The sequence below is a fragment of the Pseudomonas sp. GW823-FHT02F05 genome, assembly GCF_058797315.1.
The window spans coordinates 58,978-80,478 of record NZ_JBXAJM010000005.1 but is presented as its reverse complement, the minus strand read 5'-3'; the positions used below and the strand labels follow the sequence as shown (position 1 = coordinate 80,478).

The 21,501-nt window shown below is 61.3% G+C and carries 16 protein-coding genes and 1 pseudogene; 4 read left to right on the top strand and 13 right to left on the bottom strand.

Annotation, left to right across the window (positions count from 1 at the left end):
- Positions 1-164: 164 nt before the first annotated feature.
- The 12 genes and pseudogenes from AC1RAC_RS08425 to AC1RAC_RS08370 all read right to left on the bottom strand — a co-directional run bounded on the left by AC1RAC_RS08425 (position 165) and on the right by AC1RAC_RS08370 (position 16,413).
- The gene (locus AC1RAC_RS08425; RefSeq protein WP_034126413.1) at positions 165-2,939 is read right to left on the bottom strand and encodes a hybrid sensor histidine kinase/response regulator; all 2,775 of its coding nucleotides are present in this window, start codon (positions 2,937-2,939) and stop codon (positions 165-167) included.
- 116 nt (positions 2,940-3,055) lie between these two features.
- Positions 3,056-4,348 (bottom strand): phosphoribosylamine--glycine ligase, encoded by a 1,293-nt coding sequence (gene purD, locus AC1RAC_RS08420; RefSeq protein ID WP_014716727.1) that lies wholly within the window; start codon positions 4,346-4,348, stop codon positions 3,056-3,058.
- A gap of 125 nt (positions 4,349-4,473) precedes the next feature.
- Complete coding sequence (gene purH, locus AC1RAC_RS08415; RefSeq protein WP_057977756.1) at positions 4,474-6,081, bottom strand: bifunctional phosphoribosylaminoimidazolecarboxamide formyltransferase/IMP cyclohydrolase; 1,608 nt, start codon at positions 6,079-6,081, stop codon at positions 4,474-4,476.
- Between the two features lie 82 nt (positions 6,082-6,163).
- Positions 6,164-6,484: a DNA-binding transcriptional regulator Fis gene (fis, locus tag AC1RAC_RS08410; RefSeq protein WP_002555375.1), complete on the bottom strand. Its 321-nt coding sequence runs from the start codon at positions 6,482-6,484 to the stop codon at positions 6,164-6,166.
- Positions 6,481-7,494 (bottom strand): tRNA dihydrouridine synthase DusB, encoded by a 1,014-nt coding sequence (gene dusB / locus AC1RAC_RS08405; RefSeq protein ID WP_181124984.1) that lies wholly within the window; start codon positions 7,492-7,494, stop codon positions 6,481-6,483. Before dusB ends, fis begins: the two co-directional genes overlap by 4 nt.
- Before the next feature lie 185 nt (positions 7,495-7,679).
- Positions 7,680-8,927, bottom strand: a complete 1,248-nt coding sequence (locus AC1RAC_RS08400) for a DUF3426 domain-containing protein (RefSeq protein ID WP_492616495.1) — start codon at positions 8,925-8,927, stop codon at positions 7,680-7,682.
- 30 nt (positions 8,928-8,957) lie between these two features.
- Positions 8,958-9,836 (bottom strand): 50S ribosomal protein L11 methyltransferase, encoded by an 879-nt coding sequence (gene prmA, locus AC1RAC_RS08395; protein ID WP_034134793.1) that lies wholly within the window; start codon positions 9,834-9,836, stop codon positions 8,958-8,960.
- Positions 9,837-10,098: 262 nt separating this feature from the next.
- A complete protein-coding gene (gene accC / locus AC1RAC_RS08390; protein ID WP_003188188.1) occupies positions 10,099-11,460 on the bottom strand; it encodes an acetyl-CoA carboxylase biotin carboxylase subunit in 1,362 nt (453 codons plus the stop codon).
- Positions 11,461-11,477: 17 nt separating this feature from the next.
- Entirely contained in the window at positions 11,478-11,942 is a 465-nt protein-coding gene (gene accB, locus AC1RAC_RS08385) for an acetyl-CoA carboxylase biotin carboxyl carrier protein (RefSeq protein WP_003188191.1), read from the bottom strand.
- A 24-nt stretch (positions 11,943-11,966) separates the two neighbouring features.
- Entirely contained in the window at positions 11,967-12,422 is a 456-nt protein-coding gene (gene aroQ / locus AC1RAC_RS08380) for a type II 3-dehydroquinate dehydratase (RefSeq protein ID WP_003188192.1), read from the bottom strand.
- A 305-nt stretch (positions 12,423-12,727) separates the two neighbouring features.
- Positions 12,728-13,243 (bottom strand): annotated as a pseudogene (locus AC1RAC_RS08375) (methyl-accepting chemotaxis protein); the annotation flags it as partial.
- Positions 13,244-14,742: 1,499 nt separating this feature from the next.
- Positions 14,743-16,413, bottom strand: coding sequence for a diguanylate cyclase (locus tag AC1RAC_RS08370; protein ID WP_313044425.1), 1,671 nt, complete (start codon positions 16,411-16,413; stop codon positions 14,743-14,745).
- 298 nt (positions 16,414-16,711) lie between these two features.
- On the opposite strand from AC1RAC_RS08370, the gene AC1RAC_RS08365 reads away from it, so the two are divergent.
- The 4 genes from AC1RAC_RS08365 to speA all read left to right on the top strand — a co-directional run bounded on the left by AC1RAC_RS08365 (position 16,712) and on the right by speA (position 21,052).
- A complete protein-coding gene (locus AC1RAC_RS08365; protein ID WP_003188197.1) occupies positions 16,712-17,779 on the top strand; it encodes a DUF2333 family protein in 1,068 nt (355 codons plus the stop codon).
- A gap of 2 nt (positions 17,780-17,781) precedes the next feature.
- Complete coding sequence (locus tag AC1RAC_RS08360; RefSeq protein ID WP_034126422.1) at positions 17,782-18,318, top strand: NUDIX hydrolase; 537 nt, start codon at positions 17,782-17,784, stop codon at positions 18,316-18,318.
- A 306-nt stretch (positions 18,319-18,624) separates the two neighbouring features.
- Positions 18,625-18,996, top strand: coding sequence for a translation initiation factor Sui1 (locus AC1RAC_RS08355; RefSeq protein ID WP_003188201.1), 372 nt, complete (start codon positions 18,625-18,627; stop codon positions 18,994-18,996).
- 142 nt (positions 18,997-19,138) lie between these two features.
- On the top strand, positions 19,139-21,052 hold the full coding sequence (speA, locus tag AC1RAC_RS08350; RefSeq protein ID WP_034126423.1) for an arginine decarboxylase: 1,914 nt from the start codon (positions 19,139-19,141) through the stop codon (positions 21,050-21,052).
- 80 nt (positions 21,053-21,132) lie between these two features.
- Here the strand turns inward: speA and AC1RAC_RS08345 are convergent, their stop codons facing one another.
- Entirely contained in the window at positions 21,133-21,459 is a 327-nt protein-coding gene (locus AC1RAC_RS08345) for a hypothetical protein (protein ID WP_252949352.1), read from the bottom strand.
- Positions 21,460-21,501 lie beyond the last annotated feature (42 nt).

Sequence of the window (21,501 nt, the reverse complement as noted above, 5' to 3'; positions counted from 1 at the left end):
GTCCGACACAGATCAAATGTGAGAGCTGGCTTGCCTGCGATAGTGGTGGGTGTGATCGTTCCCACGCTCTGCGTGGGAATGCATCCAGTGACGCTCTGCGTCGCGTTCAAGCAGGACGCGGAGCGTCCCGGGCGGCATTCCCACGCGGAGCGTGGGAACGATCATCAGGAAAGGGTGCTGTGCTCAGGGCGCTGTTGGCGCTGCGCCACCCAGTAGTCCACCAGCTCGCGCAACTGCGACAGTTCCACCGGCTTGGCCATATGCCCGTCCATGCCTGCCTGGCGTGCGCGTTCTTTGTGTTCCGACAGGATATGCGCGGTGAGCGCCACCACTGGCGTGCGCACGCGTTGGTGGCTGACTTCCCATGCCCGCAGTTGCTGTGTGGCGGAGAAGCCATCGAGAATCGGCATTTCGCAGTCCATCAATACCAGGTCATAGCGCTGGGCTTTCATCGCTTGCAGCGCTTCTTCGCCGTTGCTGGCGGTGTCCGGGTCGAGATTGAGCTTGCCGAGCATGCCGCGAATCACTTTGGTGGAAATGCTGTTGTCTTCGGCTACCAGGATGCGGAAATCGCTGGGCACGGTCATGGCTGCCGGTGCGCTGGGGGCCGGGCGTGCCACGGGTGCGCCTTTGCTGCGCTGGGCCAGTTCATCAGCCAGGGTGGTCTTGAGGGTATAGCCAGCCACCGGTTTGGCGAGGATGCGCTTGATCCCGCAGTTGCGCGCAATGATCTTGCTCGGTGCATTGCTGATTCCGGTGAGCATGATCAGCAGGATGTCGTGGTTCAGGCTCGGGTCTTCCTTGATTTTCGCCGCCAGTTGCATGCCGGTCATGCCGGGCATGTTCTGGTCCAGCAGTACCACGTCGAAATAATCACGCAGGTGCGCCTTGGTGCGCAGCAGCGCCAGGGCCTCCTTGCCCGAAGGCACGGCGCTGACGTTCAGGCCCCAGGCCGTGCATTGTTGCACCAGGACTTTGCGGCAGGTGTCGTTGTCGTCCACCACCAGCACGCGGGCGTCCTTGAGCGGGCCGTCGAGGTCGCTGGTCGGGTGTTCCAGGCGTTCCGGGTCCAGCGGCAGGGTCAGCCACAGGGTACTGCCCTGGTGGCTCCCACTCTTGACGCCGAACTCGCCGTTCATCAACAAGATCAGCTGGCGTGCGATGACCAAGCCCAAGTGGCCGCTCAAGCGCGTCGCCGAAAGGAAGTTCTTGCTGTGCAGTTCGCTGTGCAACAGGGCGTCGCGTTCGGCAGCTTCCATGGGCACGCCGCTGTCTTGCACGGCAATGCGCAGGCGTGGCTTGGTGCTGCGCTCATCCAGGGCGACAACGATCAGCACTTCGCCTTCATCGGTTTTGTGCAGGGCGTTTTCCAGAAGGCTCAGTAAAGCCTGGCGCAGTCGCGTCGGGTCACCGCTGATCACTCGTGGTACCTGGGGTTGGATGAAGCTGATCAGCTCGACATTCTGTTGCTCGGCCTTGGCGCGGAAGATGCTCAGGCAGTCGTCGATCAATGCATTGAGATCGAACTGCACATCATCGAGTTCGATCTGCCCGGATTCGAGCTTGGAAATGTCGAGAATCTCGTTGATCAGGGTGAGCAACTCATTACCGGCGCTGTGGATGGTCTGCACATAGTCGCGTTGCTTCACCGACAACGGCGTGCCCAGCAGCAACTCGGTCATGCCCAGCACACCGTTCATGGGCGTGCGGATTTCGTGGCTGATCTTCGCCAGGAACTCGGCTTTGGCGGCGATTTCGGCATTGCTGGCCGCCAGGTCGCGGCTCAGGCTGAAACGGGTTTCGACAATGGCGCGCTGGCGCTCGCCGAGGGCCAGGCTCATCAGCAGGCCACTGAGGCAGATAAAGCTCAACAGGGTGACGATCAGCCCCTGTGGCGCCACCAGGGTAAGGCCGAGCAGTGCGGGCAGAATGATCAGCGTGCCGATGTTGAATACCACCATGGCCGCCACGAACAAGCGCGCCGGGCGGTAGCCTTTTTGCCAGTGATAGGCCGAGACAAACAGCATGCTCAGGCCCGCCAGCGCGACCAGGGCATAGGTGATGATGTTCAGCGGCAAGGTGTTGACGAACAACAGGAGCAGGCCGCACAGGATGATCAGCAGGATGTCGGCCATCAACACTTTGTTCAGCGGGTGCGGGCCCAGGGGCATGAAGAAGCGGTAGGCGAACATCAGCCCACAGGGTGCGGTCAGCAGCAGGGCCAGGTAGGCACCGGGGGTCTGGATTGCGTGCCAGTTCGGCAGCCATGGCCCCACCAGGTTGAGCAACAGCGCCAGGCTGAGCATCAACAGGAACTCGCACGCGGCCAGCCACAGGCTGCTGCGCGAGCGGTGGTAGGCGAAGCGCGTGAGGTTGTGCAGGATCAGCATCGACAGCACGCCGAACAGCAGGCCGTAGATCAGCGTCTGGTTCTGGTTGGCGGCGGCCAGCACCGCTGGTTCCAGGGTGATGTAAGGGCGCAGCTCGTGTTCCGAGACCAGGCGCAGGTATACCTCCAGTGGCCGTTGGCTCTGAGGCATCGGCAGCATGAAGTCACTGCTGGGCAACGAGCGCTCAGCCTGGGGTTGGCGTGTGCCGGTGGTTTGTTGCTCCACCAGGGTGTCGCCGTCCAGCACATACAGGCTCAGGCTGGAGAGGTCCGGGGCGAACACCCGCAGCACTTGTTCGTGCTTGCCGGGCTGCAACCTGAAACGCACCCACAACGCACCGTCCGGCTGCGCGGCGGTGATCCGGTCCAGTTCGATGGGGCTGAATTGATTGGTATAGCGGGCGGAACGGATATCGCTCAGTTGCAGGTCGGCCTGTTCATCAAGCAATACTGCCCAGCCACTGCCTTGCGCAGCGGCCTGGGCCGGTAGCAAGCAGAGCAGGGTCAGCAGACTGATTGTGAAACCTATGGCGATCCTGAGCCAGCGCACGGCGAAATCCCTTCGGTAGGTGGATGCACGGGTTAACTATGCGCGGGGCAACAGGGTACGGCAAGGGCCAAAGGCCCTTACCTAACCGAACGGATAGCTACTGCAAGTGTAGCTGCTCAGTTGTTCTCACCGCGTTCGCGGGCAATGGCACGGTAGCCAATGTCGGTGCGGTAGAAGCAGCCCTTCCAGTCGATTTTCGCCGCCAGTTTGTATGCCTGTTGTTGCGCGGCATCGACACTGGCACCCATCGCGGTGGCGCACAACACGCGGCCACCGGCGGTTACAACTTTGCCGTCCTTGAGCGCGGTGCCTGCATGGAACACCTTGCCTTCCAGCGCAGCGGCGGCGTCGAGGCCTTCGATCACATCGCCCTTGGCGTAGTCGGCGGGGTAGCCACCGGCCGCCAGCACAATCCCAACGCTAGGTCGTGGGTCCCACTGCGCTTCGACCTTGTCCAGGGCCTGGGCGAGGGCGGCTTCCACCAGCAGCACCAGGCTCGATTGCAGGCGCAGCATCACCGGTTGGGTTTCCGGATCGCCGAAGCGGCAGTTGAACTCGATGACTTTGGGGTTACCGGCTTTGTCGATCATCAGGCCGGCATAGAGGAAACCGGTGTACACGTTGCCTTCATCCGCCATGCCGCGCACGGTTGGCCAGATCACCAGGTCCATGACGCGCTGGTGGACGTCGGCGGTGACAACGGGCGCCGGGGAGTAGGCACCCATGCCGCCGGTGTTCGGGCCACTGTCGCCGTTGCCGACGCGCTTGTGGTCCTGGCTGGTGGCCATCGGCAATACGTTCTTGCCGTCGACCATCACGATAAAGCTGGCTTCCTCGCCGTCGAGGAACTCCTCGATGACTACGCGTGAACCGGCGTCACCAAAGGCATTGCCGGCGAGCATGTCGCGCACGGCGTCTTCGGCTTCCTGCAGGGTCATGGCGACGATCACGCCTTTGCCGGCAGCCAGGCCATCGGCCTTGATCACGATCGGTGCGCCTTTCTCACGCAGGTAAGCCAGGGCCGGTTCGATCTCGGTGAAGTTCTGGTAGTCGGCCGTCGGGATCTTGTGGCGAGCCAGGAAGTCCTTGGTAAAGGCTTTCGAGCCTTCCAGCTGGGCGGCGCCAGCGGTAGGGCCAAAGCAATCCAGGCCACGGCTGCGGAACAGATCGACGACGCCTGCTACCAGTGGCACTTCCGGGCCGACGATGGTCAGGGAAACATTCTTTTCGGCAAAATCCGCCAACTGCTCCAGGGCCAGCACGTCGATGGCGACGTTTTCACACTTGGCTTCGATGGCGGTGCCGGCGTTGCCGGGAGCAACGAAGACTTTCTGCACGCGTGGGTCCTGGGCTACTTTCCAGGCCAGGGCGTGTTCACGGCCACCGCTGCCAATGATCAAAACATTCATTTCAAAAACCTCGTTAGGATGATCGTTCCCACGCTCTGCGTGGGAATGCCTCTACGGACGCTCTGCGTCCGAGGGACGCGGAGCGTCCCTGGCTGCGTTCCCACGCGGAGCGTGGGAACGATCAATCAGTGGCGGAAGTGGCGCATGCCGGTGAAGACCATCGCAATGCCAGCTTCATCAGCGGCGGCGATGACTTCTGCATCACGCATCGAACCGCCCGGTTGGATCACGGCGGTCACGCCAGCTTTCGCGGCGTTGTCCAGGCCGTCACGGAACGGGAAGAACGCATCGGAAGCCATCACCGAACCCACCACCTGCAAACCGGCATGTTCAGCCTTGATCGCGGCGATACGTGCCGAGTTCACGCGGCTCATCTGGCCAGCGCCGACACCGATGGTCTGGCGGTTCTTGGCGTAGACGATGGCGTTGGACTTGACGTATTTGGCCACTTTCCAGGCGAAGATCAGGTCGTTGATCTCTTGCTCGGTCGGCGCGCGCTTGGTCACGACTTTCAGGTCATCGCTGCCGATCATGCCGATGTCGCGGCTCTGTACCAGCAGGCCGCCATTGACGCGCTTGTAGTCCCAGGCCGCGGCGCGGTCTGCCGACCACTCGCCACAGGCCAGCAGGCGCACGTTGGTTTTGGCGGCGACGATGGCGCGGGCTTCTTCGCTGACGCTTGGGGCGATGATCACTTCGACGAACTGACGCTCGACGATGGCCTTGGCGGTCTCGGCATCCAGTTCGCGGTTGAAGGCAATGATGCCGCCGAATGCGGATTCGGTGTCGGTGGCGTAGGCCAGTTCGTACGCCTGGCGGATACCGCCTTCAGCGTCCGGGCTGACTGCCACGCCGCACGGGTTGGCGTGCTTGACGATCACGCAGGCCGGCTTGACGAAGCTCTTTACGCATTCCAGCGCGGCGTCAGTGTCGGCCACGTTGTTGTAGGAGAGTTCTTTGCCTTGCAGTTGAGTGGCGGTGGCGATGCCCACTTCGGCCGGCTTGGCTTCCACGTAGAACGCCGCACTCTGGTGCGGGTTCTCGCCGTAGCGCATTTCCTGGGCCTTGATGAACTGGCTGTTGAAGGTGCGCGGGAACTGGCTGCGACCTTCTGTGCTCAGGGTGTCAGCCGCTTGGTTCACGGTGCCCATGTAGTTGGCGATCATGCCGTCATAGGCGGCGGTGTGTTCGAACGCCTTGAGCATCAGGTCGAAGCGCTGGGCGTAGGTCAGGCCACCGGCCTTGAGGTTTTCCAGGACGTTGGCGTAGTCGCCGGCATTGACCACGATGGCCACGTCCTTATGGTTCTTGGCCGCCGAGCGCACCATGGTCGGGCCGCCGATATCGATGTTTTCGATGGCGGTCGGCAGGTCGCAGCCTGGCTTGTTGATGGTGGCTTCGAACGGGTAGAGGTTAACGGCCACCAGGTCGATCGGCTTGATGCCGTGCTCGGTCATGATGGCGTCGTCGATGCCGCGACGGCCGAGGATGCCGCCGTGGATTTTCGGGTGCAGGGTCTTGACGCGACCGTCCATCATTTCTGCGAAACCGGTGTAGTCCGCGACTTCTACTGCGGCCACGCCGTTGTCCTGCAGCAGTTTGAAGGTCCCGCCCGTGGAGAGGATTTCCACACCCAGGGCTTCCAGCTCCCGGGCAAATTCAAGGATCCCGGTCTTGTCGGAAACACTGATCAAGGCACGGCGGATCGGCAGGCGGGTGGTCTGGTCGGTCATCTCAATTTCCATCAAAAGCAAAGGAAGTCAGCAAAAAAGGCGACCGGTTTTACGCGGGCGCCTTTCTGGTTTGATTGAATGCTTACAGCAAATCGTACTGCTTGAGCTTTTTGCGCAAGGTGCCACGGTTGAGGCCCAGCAGCTCACTGGCTTTGGTCTGGTTGCCCTTGACGTAGTTCATCACGCTTTCGAGCAAGGGCGCCTCGACTTCGGAGAGCACCAGGTTGTACACATCCGTGACGGAAGCGCCCTCAAGGTGGGCGAAATAATTGTGCAGCGCCTTCTCGACACTCCCGCGAAGGGTCTGGCCTTCTTCGCTGGGCGTGTTGAGGTGCTGTTTCAAATTGACGTTGTCGCTCACGGGTGTTGTTCCACTCACTAAAGTCTCGGTCATCATCGTCATGCGGCCACCCCTTCTCCATCCCCTGTTCCCAGGCTCTTGTCGCGTCCGGCGAAGAACTCACGAACGGTGGCGACCTGTGCCTGCGTTTCATCCAAACGATTGAACTGAGCGCGGAATTCCTTGGCGCCCGGCAAGGTGGCGAGATACCAGCCGACATGCTTGCGAGCAATGCGTACTCCCATCACGTCCCCATAGAAGGCGTGCAGGGCGGTCAGATGCTCTAGCAGAATACGTTCCACCTCGACCAACTCTGGTGCCGGCAAGACTTCACCAGTACGCAGGAAATGCTCGATTTCACGAAAAATCCACGGCCGCCCCTGGGCGGCCCGGCCAATCAACAAGCCATCGGCACCGGTCGCGTGCAGCACGCGCCGGGCTTTCTCGGCACTGTCGATGTCGCCATTGGCAAAGACGGGCATCGACACGGCCTGCTTGATCGCGGCAATGGTGTCGTACTCGGCTTCACCGGTATAAAGGTCGGCGCGGGTACGGCCATGCACCGCCAGCGCTGTAATGCCTGCCTGTTCAGCGATCTTCGCCACCGTCAGGCCATTCTTGTTGTCCCGGTCCCAACCGGTACGAATCTTAAGGGTCACCGGTACATCCACTGCGCCAACAACGGCCTGCAGGATCTCGGCGACCAACTGCTCATCTTTCAACAGTGCGGAACCGGCGGCCTTGTTGCAAACCTTCTTGGCCGGGCAGCCCATGTTGATGTCGATGATCTGTGCACCCAGCTCCACATTGGCCCGTGCGGCATCCGCCAGCATCTGCGCATCGCCCCCGGCGATCTGCACCGAGCGTGGCTCGGGATCACCTTCGTGGATCATGCGCATCCGCGACTTTCGGGTGTTCCACAGACTCATGTCGCTGGTAACCATTTCAGAGACTACTAGACCCGCGCCCAAACGCTTGCACAGCTGACGAAAGGGCTGGTCGGTGACACCCGCCATCGGGGCGAGGATCAAGCCGTTTTGCAATGTGTATGGGCCGATGCGTACCGCCGACATAGGACTTCCCTGTTGTGGGGCCGGATCATTAGAGTTCGAAAAAGGGTTGGCATGATACCCGCTCTCGATGACTGGTTAAAGGCTGAATTGGATAAAATCTGAACAGTTACTTTTTTATCGCCATCGGTTTGGTTGACGGCGGTCAAGTCAATAATCCGCCGTCAAACCTCGGTGGGCACGCCGTTTTACTCGGGCGAGTGGAAGCTCAGGCTGTAGTTCACGGCTCTATTGCCCGGATCAAGAATGTCCAGGGAGATGTGGATAGGCGTCTGCGAGGGCATTTCGCTGACGCCAGCCAACTCGCCGCTGAGGTATTCGGCGGGCTTGAAGCGACGACTGGCAATCAGGCTGCCGTTCAAGTCCGCAAAGCGCAACTCCAGCAGCGGGAAGGGCTGGGAGAAGGTCGCACGGTTATAGAGGATGGCATCGACCACCAGCGCCCCGGCGAATTCGGGGTGGCTGCGCACCACCAGATTGCTGCTCTTTATGTGGGTAATGTCGACCCGCGATGGCACGGTGCACCCCAGTTTCGGGCATAACGCCTGGAACCAGGGACGGTAGGCGTCCTGGCGGGCCAGGTCGTCGAATTGGTAGGCGATGTACTGGCCGGCCAGACCGGCAGCGGCGAGTACCACCAACAATATCCAGACCAGACGGCGACCCCAGCTTGACGGACGCTTCTGCGCATACAGGTGCAGGGGGTCGTCTTCCAGGTCCTGGAGTAACTCGTCGTGTACACCAGCCTCCGTTCGCGCGCGCTTGCGGCGCGGCTGTGCGCGGTCTTCGGGTTCAGGCTCATCGTGCTCGTCGCGAGTGGGTGTCAGCGGCGGGTCGAGGTCGTCATCCACGGTAGTGGCGTGCAGAGCTGGTGCGTCATCGAGTTCGTCGACGTGGGCGGACATGGACGGTTCGGTGCGCTGTTTGGACGCAGGTGCCTTAACCGGCTCGGGCTCTTCTTCTGGTGCCTGGGCGCGCTCTTCGGGTGGCTCACTGAACAGGCTGGCCGCCCATTTTTCTTCCTCGGCCTTGACCGTGTCGCGGCTGGCACTGAAGGACTCTTCCTTTTGCCGACGGTCGGCGCCTGGCTGGCGACGTTCTGCGCCCACTGCCTGGGTGTGCTGGATCTCGCGACGTTCCAGCCTGGCCAGTTCCTTGTCCAGGTTATCCAGGTCCAGCTCTTCGGCCGTCCACTGCTTCTGGCTGATGGCCCGCGGTGGCTCGGGAGGTGCTTCGCCAATCGGTTCGGGGGTTGTCGGCGCTTCAGGTTCCGGCGCAGACGCCTGGGCACGTTGCTCCAGCAACTGGCGAGCGGCGTTGAACACTTGCAGGCACGAGCCGCAACGCACCACGCCGCGGGCCACGCTCAATTGAGCGTGGTTGACGCGAAAGCGCGATTGGCAATGTGGGCACTGGGTGACGAAACTGTCGGTCATGCGGCCATCCGATTCAGGCAAGCGCTCATTCTAGCGCCGACGACCGCTGATGCGTACCCAGCCATCACGGTTGGCGATCGGGTCCAGCTCGAAGTCTTTGGCGTAGGCCGCAGCCACGTCTTCACCTTGCTCGGCGAGGATGCCCGACAGCGCCAGGCGCCCGCCCGGCTTGACCAGGCTCGACAGTTGCGGCGCCAGCGACACCAGTGGCCCGGCGAGGATATTGGCCACCAGCACATCGGCCTGAACCTGGGGCAGGTCCTCAGGCAGGTAGAGTGGGAATTTGCCTTCGGCAATGTTGTTGCGCCCGGCGTTATCGCGGGAGGCTTCCAGGGCCTGCACGTCGATATCGGTGCCCACGGCCTCCTTGGCGCCCAGCAGCAGGGCGGCGATGGCCAGGATCCCCGAGCCGCAGCCGAAGTCCAGTACGTTGCTGTCGGTCAGGTCCTGGCCGTCCAGCCATTCCAGGCACAGGGCGGTGGTCGGGTGCGTGCCGGTACCGAACGCAAGACCCGGGTCCAGCAGCAGGTTGACGGCGTCTGGCTCGGGCGCGGCGTGCCAGCTTGGCACGATCCACAGGCGCTGGCCGAAACGCATGGGCTGGAAGTTGTCCATCCAGCTGCGTTCCCAGTCCTGGTCTTCGATGACTTCGCTGTGATGCTCGGGCAGCGGGCCGCCGGTGAGCAGTTCCATATGGGCCAGCACGGCGGCGGCGTCGGTGCCGTCCTCGAACAGGGCCAGCAAGTGGGTGTGGGACCACAGCGGCGTGGTGTTGAGTTCCGGCTCGAAAATCGGCTGGTCTTCGGCGTCCATGAAGGTCACCGACACGGCGCCCACTTCGAGGAACGCGTCTTCGTAGGTTTCGGCTTGTTCTGGGCTGATGGCGAGACGGACTTGCAGCCAAGGCATGGCGGGCACCTTTGAAAAAAATGAATGTGCGGCGGGCAGGCCGCGAAAGCGCGCAAGTTTACGCGAGAGCAAGCCAGAAGACGACTGCGCCGACGATCGCTCCCACGCTCGGCGTGGGAATGCCGCCTCGGACGCTCCGCGTCCCGTTGTTAAGGCGTGGTGCGGAGCGCCACAAGAGGCGTTCCCACGCGTGGGAACGATCAGGGGGCGGTGGCCCATAAACAACAAAACCGCCCGAAGGCGGTTTTGTTGGGTGGAGCACTTACTGGTTGGCCAGCTTGTGTTCCAGGTAGTGAATGTTCACACCACCTTCGCAGAAGCCTTCATCACGAACCAGATCCCGATGCAGCGGGATGTTGGTCTTGATGCCGTCGACCACGATTTCGTCCAGGGCGTTGCGCATACGGGCCATGGCCTCGTCGCGAGTGGCGCCCCAGGTGATCAGCTTGCCGATCAGCGAGTCGTAGTTGGACGGAACCTTGTAGCCGCTGTACAGGTGCGAATCCACACGTACGCCGTTGCCGCCGGGCGCGTGGAAATGCTTGACCAGGCCAGGGCTTGGGATAAAGGTTTTCGGGTCTTCGGCGTTGATGCGGCACTCCAGGGAGTGGCCGTGCATCTTCACGTCGTCCTGGGTGAAGGACAGCACGTTACCGGCTGCGATGCTCAGCATCTCCTTGACGATGTCGATACCGGTGACCATCTCCGATACCGGGTGCTCTACCTGCACACGAGTGTTCATCTCGATGAAGTAGAAGCGGCCGTTTTCGTAGAGGAACTCGAAGGTACCGGCGCCACGGTAGTTGATGTCGATGCACGCCTTGACGCAACGCGCCAGTACTTCCTGGCGGGCTTTCTCGTCCAGGCCCGGTGCCGGGGCTTCTTCCAGTACCTTCTGGTGGCGACGTTGCAGCGAGCAATCGCGATCACCCAGGTGGATGGCGTGGCCCTGGCCGTCGGACAGTACCTGGACCTCCACGTGACGTGGGTTGGTCAGGTACTTCTCCAGGTAGACCATCGGGTTGCCGAACCAGGCGCCCGCTTCGGAGCGGGTCTGCTTGGCGGCTTCGATCAGGTCTTCTTCCTTGTGCACCACGCGCATGCCGCGACCACCACCGCCACCGGCGGCCTTGATGATCACCGGGTAGCCGACTTCGCGACCAATGCGCAGAGCGGTTTCCTCGTCTTCAGGCAGTGGGCCGTCGGAGCCTGGAACGGTGGGCACACCGGCCGCGATCATGGCGTCCTTGGCCGAGACCTTGTCGCCCATCAGGCGAATGGTTTCGGCTTTCGGGCCGATGAAGGCAAACCCGGATTTTTCCACTTGTTCGGCGAAGTCGGCGTTTTCCGCGAGGAAGCCGTAGCCCGGGTGGATGCCATCGGCGCCGGTCACTTCTGCCGCGGCGATGATATTCGAGACTTTCAGGTACGAGTTCGTGGCCAGTGGCGGGCCGATGCAGATGCTTTCGTCCGCCAGTTTCACGTGCATCAATTCGGTATCGGCCGTCGAGTAAACAGCGACGGTCTTGATGCCCTCTTCCTTACAGGCGCGCAGGATACGCAGCGCGATCTCGCCGCGGTTGGCGATCAGGACTTTTTGCAGTTTCTTCGCAGGTTTCAACATCGAAGGCGCTCCGCGGTTCAAACGATGGTGAACAGCGGCTGGTCGTACTCAACCGGCTGACCGTTTTCTACCAGGATGGATTCAATGACGCCGGCTTTTTCCGCGGTGATGTGGTTCATCATTTTCATCGCTTCAACGATGCAGATGGTGTCGCCCACTTTCACGGTCTTGCCCACTTCAACGAAGGCTGGCGAGGTCGGTGCCGGGGTGCGGTAGAAAGTACCGACCATTGGCGACTTGACCACGAAGCCGTTCAGCGCAGGAGCGGCTGGGGCGGCAGGTGCAGCGGCGGCGGCAGGTGCGGCAGCCGGAGCTGCAGCGGCTGGAGCCGGTGCTTGCATCTGTGGCGCGTAGAACTGTTGGGCCGGGGTCTTGCTGTGACGGCTGATCCGTACGGACTCTTCGCCTTCCTTGATTTCCAGCTCGTCGATACCGGATTCTTCCAGCAGTTCGATCAGTTTCTTAACTTTACGGATATCCATGAATCATCAACTCCCAAGGGTCGGTCAGGGGCGTTTAGCCTGTTCTTCAATGTGTTCCAGGGCGGCCTCCAGGGCCAGTCGGTAACCGCTGGCGCCAAGGCCGCAGATCACTCCTACCGCTACGTCGGAGAAGTAAGAGTGATGGCGGAAAGCTTCGCGTTTGTGCACGTTCGATAAATGCACTTCGATGAATGGGATGCTCACCGCCAGCAGCGCGTCACGTAATGCAACGCTTGTGTGCGTAAAAGCGGCGGGATTGATCAGAATAAAGTCCACGCCTTCGCCGCGCGCGGCATGGATGCGATCAATCAATTCATACTCGGCATTGCTTTGCAGGTAGAGCAAATGGTGGCCGGCTTCACGGGCCCGCTTTTCCAGGTCGAGGTTGATCTGGTCCAGGGTCACTGCCCCGTAGACGCCCGGTTCGCGGGTGCCAAGCAGGTTCAGGTTGGGTCCGTGAAGAACCAGTAAGGTCGCCATTGGCTGTTCCTTGTTATTGGTGTGGGTGCGTCAGAACCCGGCGACTATGCCGCAAAGCCTTTGTGACTGTCCAGTTCTATGCAGTAGCCGGCACGATTAGCGAGGATTGCGCAAAATTTGTGACTGGGAGACGGCATTTGGTCAGTGTGGGAGCTGATCGCACCCACGCTCCGCGTGGGCACGCATCCAGTGACGCTCTGCGTCACGGCTTTAAAGCGGGACGCGGAGCGTCTGGGGCGACATTCCCACGCGGAGCGTGGGAACGATCAGCCACATTGCGGTCTTCATAGAGGGCCGGATCGGGGTTAGACGCGGAAGGCTTGCACGGCGGTAGTAAGCTGCCCGCCCAGTACCAGCAGGTGCTCGCCCTGGCTACGGCCCTGGCCAATACGCAGCAAATTATCCTCACCCAATTGATGAATCCGCTCACTGTTGTCGCGTATCTCGCTCACGGCGCCACTCTGCTGCGCGGTCACATCGGCAATGCGTACGGCGGTATCCGAGATGGTCTGGATCGCCCCGACGATTTCATCCAGCGCGCCATCCGCCGCCTGGGCCTGCTGGGCGGTGGCTTCGGCGTGTTCGACCTGGGCGCGCATGCCTTCTACCGACTGGTGCGCGGCGCTTTGCAGGCCGGCGATCAGGCCCTGGATTTCGGCGGTGGCGCCGGCGGTACGCTGGGCCAGGGAGCGCACTTCGTCGGCTACCACGGCGAAACCACGTCCGGCTTCACCGGCGCGGGCGGCTTCGATAGCGGCGTTGAGCGCCAGCAGGTTGGTCTGGTCGGCAATCGAGCGAATCACCGTGAGCACGCCGCCGATGGTGGCGGACTCTTCGGCAAGTTTCTCGATCATCTGCGCGTTTTGCTGCACTTCGCCTACCAGCGCATGCAGCCCGGTGAGGCTCAGGCCGATCACACGCTGGCCTTGCTCTACCGCCTGGCCCGCACTGCGACTGGCCCCGGCGGCCTGGCTGGCATCCCCGGCGACTTGCTGGATGGTGGCTTCCAGTTCGCCCAGGGAATCACGGATTTGCGCGGTGTCGCCGGCCTGGCGCTCGGCGCCGTCGTGCAGGCCGCTGCTCAGTTCGGCCAGGGCGCGGCTGCTGCCTGCCACTTCTTCGGCATTGCCACGGATGGTGCCGACCAGATCCACCAGGTAGGCGCGCAGGCGGTTAAGGGAGGCCTCGATATCGTGCAGTTCACGGTTGGTCTTGCCCAGGGCAATCGGTTGGCTGAAGTCGCCTTCGGCCCAGGTCGACAAGGCGGGTGCCAGGTTGGTCAGCACGCGCGCCAGGCGGCGTTGCAGGGTATCGATCAGCAATGCGATCAGCAGGATCAGGCCAATCATCACCCCCTGCATCACACGCACTTCACCCTGAATCTTCGCGTGTTGCGTGCGCACCACGGGTTCCAGGCCGGCGATAGCCTGTTGTACGTTGGTGATTTTAAGGTGGGTGCTGGCGGCGAGATCGGCGCGTTGCTGGATCTGTTCACGGGTGCGTTGGAGTTCGGCGGGGTAGCGGGTCAACAGGCTGCTGAGTTCGCGCTTGAGGTCGACGCCGGTGTCCTGGGCTTCGGTTTTTTCGGTGTTTTCCAGGCCCATCAACGCGGAAAAATCATCGGTGTGGGATTCAGCGCTGGCCTTTATTCCCAATAAGGGCAGCTGCGCAAGCAGGTCGGCCTGAGTGCGCAGGTTGGTCACTTCCCGCTCGACATCCGCGGCCAACTCGGCGCGCCCGCTGCTGACTAGCTTGTCGCGGGCCAGGGACAGTTTGCCCAGGTGCTGTGAGGCTGCGAGCAATGGCGACATATAATGCGCAGCCTCCGCGGAATTGACACCGCTGGCGTACTGGCTCAATTGTTCCAGGTTCGCGCCCAGTTCACGCTCGGCTTGCAGCAACAGGGCTTGCGGGTCGCCAGCCAATTTACCGGCGGCCAACAGGTCGGTCTTGCTGAAAGTCTCCAGGTCCATGAGGCTGGGGCGCAGGTTTTGCGCCAAGTCGGGCGGCAGTTCGCCCAGCTGAAGCTGCAGGCTTTCCAGGCTCTGGGTTGCACTGCTCAGGCGCAGGGCATCGCCGCTGGCCAAGTAGTCCTCGATGTTACGGGCAGCCTGGTTTTGAAAGACCTGGGACAACCCGAGGTAGCGCTCCATCAACAAGTACGGACGCTCCAGCGCCCGTTGCGACCACCACAGTGTCGCCCCGAGGGCCAGGCACACAGCCACCAGCAGAAGGGTATTGAGATTGGTCAGCAGCTTCAGGCGCATGCGGGGTTTCAACCGACGGCAAGAGATAAGCGCCTGAATTTATTGCGTTTGTATTACAGCGTTATGACCGAATCGGTGGATTCTGGTGAAAAGATGGCACTTTGCTTTGATGTGCGAGCGGCTTGCACGCGATTACGTCCGGCGTCCTTGGCGCGGTACAGCGCTTCGTCAGCCTGGGCGGCCATCATCAAGCTGTCGGAACCGTCGCACAGCTCCACCAGGCCGGCGCTGAAGGTGCACCACAAATCCTGCGGTTGGGCGGGGTAGTGGATTTCTGCAAAGCGCCGACGAATGTCGTCCAGCACCTTGCAGGCCGAATCCAGGTCGGTGTCGGGCATCACGATGGCGAACTCTTCACCGCCGTAGCGGCCGATGTAATCGGTCTTGCGCAAACGCTGCTTGAGAAACAGTGCCAGGCTCTTGATCACCCGGTCGCCCATGGGGTGGCCGTGGCTGTCATTGACGCGCTTGAAGTGGTCGATATCGAGCATGGCAAAGCTCAACGGCTTGTTCTCGCGGCGTGCGCGGAAGCTGCAATCTTCGAGCAGTTGCAGGATATGCGTGTGGTTGTACAGCCCGGTCAGGCTGTCGCGCACCATCCGTGCCTTCAAGTTGCGCGCACGTGACGCACGGTTGCGCACAGTGGTGATCAGGTGACGCGGCTTGATCGGTTTGGTGAGGAAATCGTCACCGCCCTCGCTCATCGCATCCAGCTGTTTATCCAGGTCGTCCTCGGCCGACAGGTAAATGATCGGCACACTGACGTAGCGGTCGTTGTGGCGAATCACCTTGGCCAGTTCGGTGCCGGTACAGGCAGGCATGTACATGTCGAGGATGATCAGGTCGGGCTGGAAATCCGCCAGCTCGGCCATGGCCTGGATCGGTTCGGTCAATGTGCGGGTGACAATGCCGGCACTGTTGAGCAGGCGTTCGGTGTGCAGCGCCTGGGCCCGCGAGTCGTCGATGATCAGCACTTTGTACGGTTCGTACTGGGCCGCGCAGGTTAGCACTTCGATCTTTTCCAGCAGGCTTGAGGCCTCCAGGGTGCCGGTCAGGAACTCTTCGCCGCCGGCGCGTACGGCGGCCAGGCGTGTCGGGGTGTCGGTTTCGTGCAGGCTGAAAAACAACAGCGGCAGCTTTTGCTCCAGGCCCTCCTGGGCCTCTGCCGCGAGCTTCAGGCCCAGGCCGGTGCCGCAGAAGTCCACGTCCATCACGATCGCCGACGGCAAACGCTCGGCCATGGACGCGCGAAAGGCGGCGACGCTGTCCAGGGCGTGGGCGCCCATGCCGAAGAACTCCAACTGCTTGGCCAGGCGTTCGGCGCGGTCATGGTCGGCCAGCATCACATAGATCGGCTTGCGCATCGGCGGCAGGAAGGTTTGCTCAAGCTGATCGCCCTGGCGCAGGCCGGTGCGGGACAGGCGTTGCATCAAGCGGTTGAGCTCGGTGATCAGTTGGCTGCTCAGACGGCCACGGTTCTCGTCCACAGCCTGCAAGGATTGACTGATATGCCGTGCCAGTTGTGTGTGTTCGGGCTGTTCGAAGCGTTCGGCGAAGCGTTGCAGGCGCAGGTTGGCTTCGCTGAGTTCGGAAAAGTCGGCGTTCGACCACTCGCTGCGTTGCAGGCGCTGCCAGATCTCAAGAATTTGACGTGCCTGATGAATTACCCGCTGGGCAAAGTGCTGCTTGAGACGCTCGCGGCTGGGGTCTTCTGACTCGGTCATATCCTGACTACTGTGAGGGTGCATGCTGAGGTCGACTGATGGCTCTATGCTAGCACCTCTTTTCTGATAGATGAGTGTCATACGTCAATTAAGTCTGCGTGCCTGCCATTCAGTTATTGACCAATGGGTCGCGCAGCGTAAATCGCGTGCATCCTTTATAGTCCAAGCGCGCTGGTGCGCCAGTTTCGTGTAAAAGCCCCGCACCGATGGGCACGATGGGGTAGGGTTGTGGTCGGAATGTCTGAACGCACCCGGACAATTGACGTGCATGAACTCAAGTGATTGAAAGGATATCGCCATGCTGGACTGGAAAAACCGCGAAGGCAGTGCCAAAGGCCCCGCCCCTGAGCCCAAGTCGGCCAACCGCAGCTATTTTCGCAACCTGCTGATGAGCCGGGCGTTGCTCAGCATCATCGGCTTGTACCTGCTGGTCACCGGTGGCCTGGGTTGGTACTGGAGCCAAGAGCCGGCGCTGTTTCCGGTGCAGCAAAATGCCCAGCTTGCCGCCGAGAAGGAAGGCAAGCAGATGGTGGTGGGTTACACCACCGTCGAAACCCTCAAGACCGTGGTTGGCACCTTGCTGAACAAGCCAGGCGGCTACATCTCCAACGACCGTTTCCCGCCAGGCTTGTGGATGGACAACATGCCGAGCTGGGAATACGGCGTGCTGGTGCAGGTGCGTGACCTCACCCGTGCCCTGCGTAAAGACTTCGCCCGCTCCCAGTCGCAGTCGGCTGAAGACGCTGACTTGGCCAAGGCCGAGCCGCGCTTCAACTTCGACAACAAGAGTTGGGTGCTGCCATCCAGTGAGTCGGAATACCAGGAAGGCATCAATTCCCTGAGCCGCTACGAAGCGCGCCTGTCTGACCCGAACCAGCGCGGCGCGCTGTTTTATGCGCGTGCCGACAACCTCAACAACTGGCTGGGCGATGTGGCCACACGTTTGGGCTCGCTGTCCCAGCGTCTGTCCGCCAGCGTGGGCCGGGTCAAGTTGAACACTGCGCTGAAAACCGAGGCGCTGGCGCCGGGTGAAGTGCCGCAGGTCGATGAAGAAGTGGTGGAAACCCCATGGATGCAGATCGACAACGTGTTCTACGAAGCGCGCGGCCAGGCATGGGCGCTGTCCCATCTGCTGCGTGCCATCGAAGTCGATTTTGCCGACGTACTGGCCAAGAAAAATGCCACCGTCAGCGTGCGCCAGATCATTCGGGAGCTAGAGGCCTCGCAAGAACCGGTATGGAGTCCTATGATTCTTAACGGCAGTGGCTTCGGCGTACTGGCGAACCATTCGCTGGTGATGGCCAACTATATTTCCCGGGCAAACGCTGCAGTGATCGACTTGCGTCAGCTCCTCAACCAGGGTTGATGATGGACGCTACTCAAAAGGAGGCCGCACACCGAGCAGCCTCCGACGCTGAACTGATCTGCTGGGTCGACGAGCAGGACCACCTGCTCGGTCACCTGGTCAGGTCCGACCTGCGCCAGCGCGGCTTGATCGGCCGTTGCACGTTTATCTTCCTGTTCAATTCCAAAGGCGAGCTGTGTGTGCACCGGCGCACGCTGAGCAAAGCCCTGTACCCGGGGTTCTGGGATACGGCGGCGGGCGGGATGGTGGCGGCGGGAGAAAGCTATGCCCTGTCGGCACAGCGGGAATTGGCGGAAGAGCTGGGCGTGAGTGGCGTGGAGTTGGTCGAGCACGATCATTTTTACTTTGAAGATGGCGACAGCCGCCTGTGGTGTACGTCCTACTCTGCTGTATGGGACGGCCCGCTGTGTTTGCAGCCTGAAGAGGTCATGGAAGCGCGTTTTCTATCCATTGAAACGGTGCTTGCAGAGGCCGAGCAAAAGTCTTATTGCCCGGACGCCCAAGAGGGCTTGCGGCGCTATCTCGCCTCACGTCGCTAAAGTTGTATAAATTGGCGCCATTTGGCTCTTAGCAACTTGGCTTTTTGCCGTTACACTGCGCGCCTTTTCACCCGAACCGCTATTGTTTCACCCTGTAGGAGCGAGCTTGCTCGCGAAAAACGCCAAGACACCGCGTGCTGGCTGAATGCCCGCGTTATCGTTGACGATCTTCGCGAGCAAGCTCGCTCCTACAGTGGTGGTGGCCTTGACGGTTCGGTAGCGCTGCCCCTGCCTGAGTGGGGCTTCGCGGTCGGTCACCGCCTTGTGCGGCGCCGATCAGTCTTCATCCTCCCAAGAGGATTGCCGGTGGCCAAAAAAGCCGCATCCTTCGCCGCCCTTGGTGGCCTGGTATTTTCCACCGACGCAGGTCGACACTGCCCGGACTGTCGTCAGCCCGTGGATTCGTGCACCTGCAAACAGACCCTGATCCCCGAAGGCGACGGTATTGCCCGCGTGCGTCGCGAGAGCAAAGGCCGTGGCGGCAAGACGGTGACCACTATCACCGGCGTGCCCCTGGCTGAAGAAGCCCTGAAGGAATTGGCCACCTCGCTGAAAAAGCGCTGTGGCACCGGTGGCGCGTTGAAAGACGGGGTTATCGAGATTCAGGGCGATCACGTCGAGTTGCTGTTGGCCGAGCTGATCAAGCTCGGGTACAAGGCCAAGAAGTCCGGCGGCTGAAAGCCTCTTCCCAACCTGTGGCTAAACTCTGTCCTGCCAGTGGGGTCTACTTCCCTTGCAGGCAAATCGTCATTTTCATTCTTTAGACTGCGCCAGCCTCCGCGAGAGGTGGCGCCTTCGCCTTCATTTATAGGGGACTTCGATGTCCGTACGACGCACACGCAAAGACGATGGCAGCCAATGGACAGTTGCGGACAGCCGCAGTGTTTACGGGATTCGCCATTGGGGGGCCGGGTATTTCGCGATCAATGAAGCCGGTCGCGTAGAAGTCCGTCCGAACGGCCCGAACAGCACGCCCGTCGACCTGTACGAGCAAGTCGATGAGTTGCGCAAAAGCGGCCTGTCGTTGCCGCTGCTGGTGCGCTTCCCCGATATCCTGCAAGACCGCGTGCGCCAATTGACCGGTGCCTTCGATGCCAACATCGAGCGCCTGGAATACCAGAGCAAGTACACCGCGCTGTACCCGATCAAGGTGAACCAGCAGGAAGCGGTGATCGAGAACATCATTGCCACCCAGAACGTTTCCATCGGCCTGGAAGCCGGCTCCAAGCCTGAGCTGCTGGCCGTGCTGGCCCTGGCGCCGAAGGGCGGCACCATCGTCTGCAACGGTTACAAAGACCGTGAGTTCATCCGCCTGGCGCTGATGGGCCAGAAGCTCGGCCACAACGTGTTCATCGTGATCGAGAAAGAGTCCGAGGTGGGGCTGGTGATCGAAGAGGCAGCGAGCCTCAAGGTCAAGCCGCAGGTGGGCCTGCGTGTGCGCCTGTCGTCCCTGGCATCGAGCAAGTGGGCGGACACCGGTGGCGAGAAATCCAAATTCGGTCTGTCGGCAGCCCAGTTGCTGTCGGTGGTCGAGCGCTTCCGCGCAGCCGGCCTGGACCAGGGCATCCGCCTGCTGCACTTCCACATGGGCTCGCAGATTGCCAACCTGGCCGACTACCAGCACGGGTTCAAGGAAGCCATTCGTTACTACGGCGAACTGCGCAACCTCGGCCTGCCGGTGGACCACATCGACGTCGGCGGTGGCCTGGGCGTGGACTACGACGGCACGCACTCGCGCAACGCCAGTTCGATCAACTACGACATGGACGACTACGCCGGCGTGGTAGTGGGCATGCTCAAGGAATTCTGCGACGCGCAGAGCCTGCCGCACCCGAACATCTTCTCCGAAAGCGGCCGCTCCCTGACCGCTCACCACGCCATGCTGGTGGTGCAGGTGACGGACGTCGAGAAGCACAACGACGAAATCCCGACCATCGAAAACAAGGAAAGCCTGCCGGAAACCGTGCAATGGCTGGTGGACCTGCTGGGCCCGACCGACATCGAGATGGTCACCGAAACCTACTGGCGCGCCACCCACTACATGAGCGACGTGGCCACCCAGTACGCCGACGGCAAGCTGACCCTGGCCGAAAAAGCCCTGGCCGAACAGTGCTACTTCGCGGTGTGCCGCCGCCTGCACAACTCGTTGAAAGCCCGCCAGCGCTCGCACCGCCAGGTGTTGGACGAACTCAACGACAAGCTGGCCGACAAATACATCTGCAACTTCTCGGTATTCCAGAGCTTGCCGGATACGTGGGCCATCGGCCAGGTCTTGCCGATCCTGCCGCTGCACCGCCTCGACGAAGAGCCGCTGCGCCGCGCCGTGCTGCAAGACCTGACCTGCGACTCCGACGGCAAGATCAAGCAATACGTCGACGAGCAGAGCATCGAAACCAGCCTGCCGGTTCACGGCTTGAACGAAGGCGAGGACTACCTGCTGGGTATCTTCCTGGTCGGCGCCTATCAGGAAATCCTGGGCGACATGCACAACCTGTTCGGTGACACCGACTCGGTGAACATCTACCAGCGTGAAGACGGTTCGGTGTACAGCGCCGGGATCGAGACTCACGACACCATCGAAGACATGCTGCGCTATGTGCACTTGTCGCCGGAAGAGTTGATGACGCACTACCGCGACAAGTGCGCGAGCGCGAAGATCTCGGCGTCCGAGCGTACCCAGTTCCTGGATGCGTTGCGTCTTGGGTTGACTCGTTCTTCTTACTTGTCTTCTTGAGTCGTGCGGCCTCACCGGAACTGAGCGAGTGTTCGTTTAGTTCCTGTGAGGCCGGCCGCATTGGCACGACGTTGATCAAGTCACCTTACGAGCAAGCATTGCGTCACTGGGCATTTGCTCTCTGAGTGAACGTTGAGGGCTATCTGCGTTATTGTGCCCTGACTGTTGAGGCGCGACAGGAGCACCTCTTTTCCATCGATTGTCAGGTCCTTTGATTCGCCTTTGGTGATTCTGTGCTGTTCAGTCCCATGTATCACCACGAGTGTGTACTCACCGGCCATTTGGTTCTCCACCCGCAGTGTCCCGGTCGGCTGCGCTGTTGAGTTCGATGGCGCCGTGCAGCCTGCGGTAGTCAGCGTGGCGATTACCCAAAGGGTGACGATGCCTGTTTGTCGTTTGATATTCATAGCGATTTTCCTTGGCGTAAGCAGGGGAGGTTGCCCACCGCT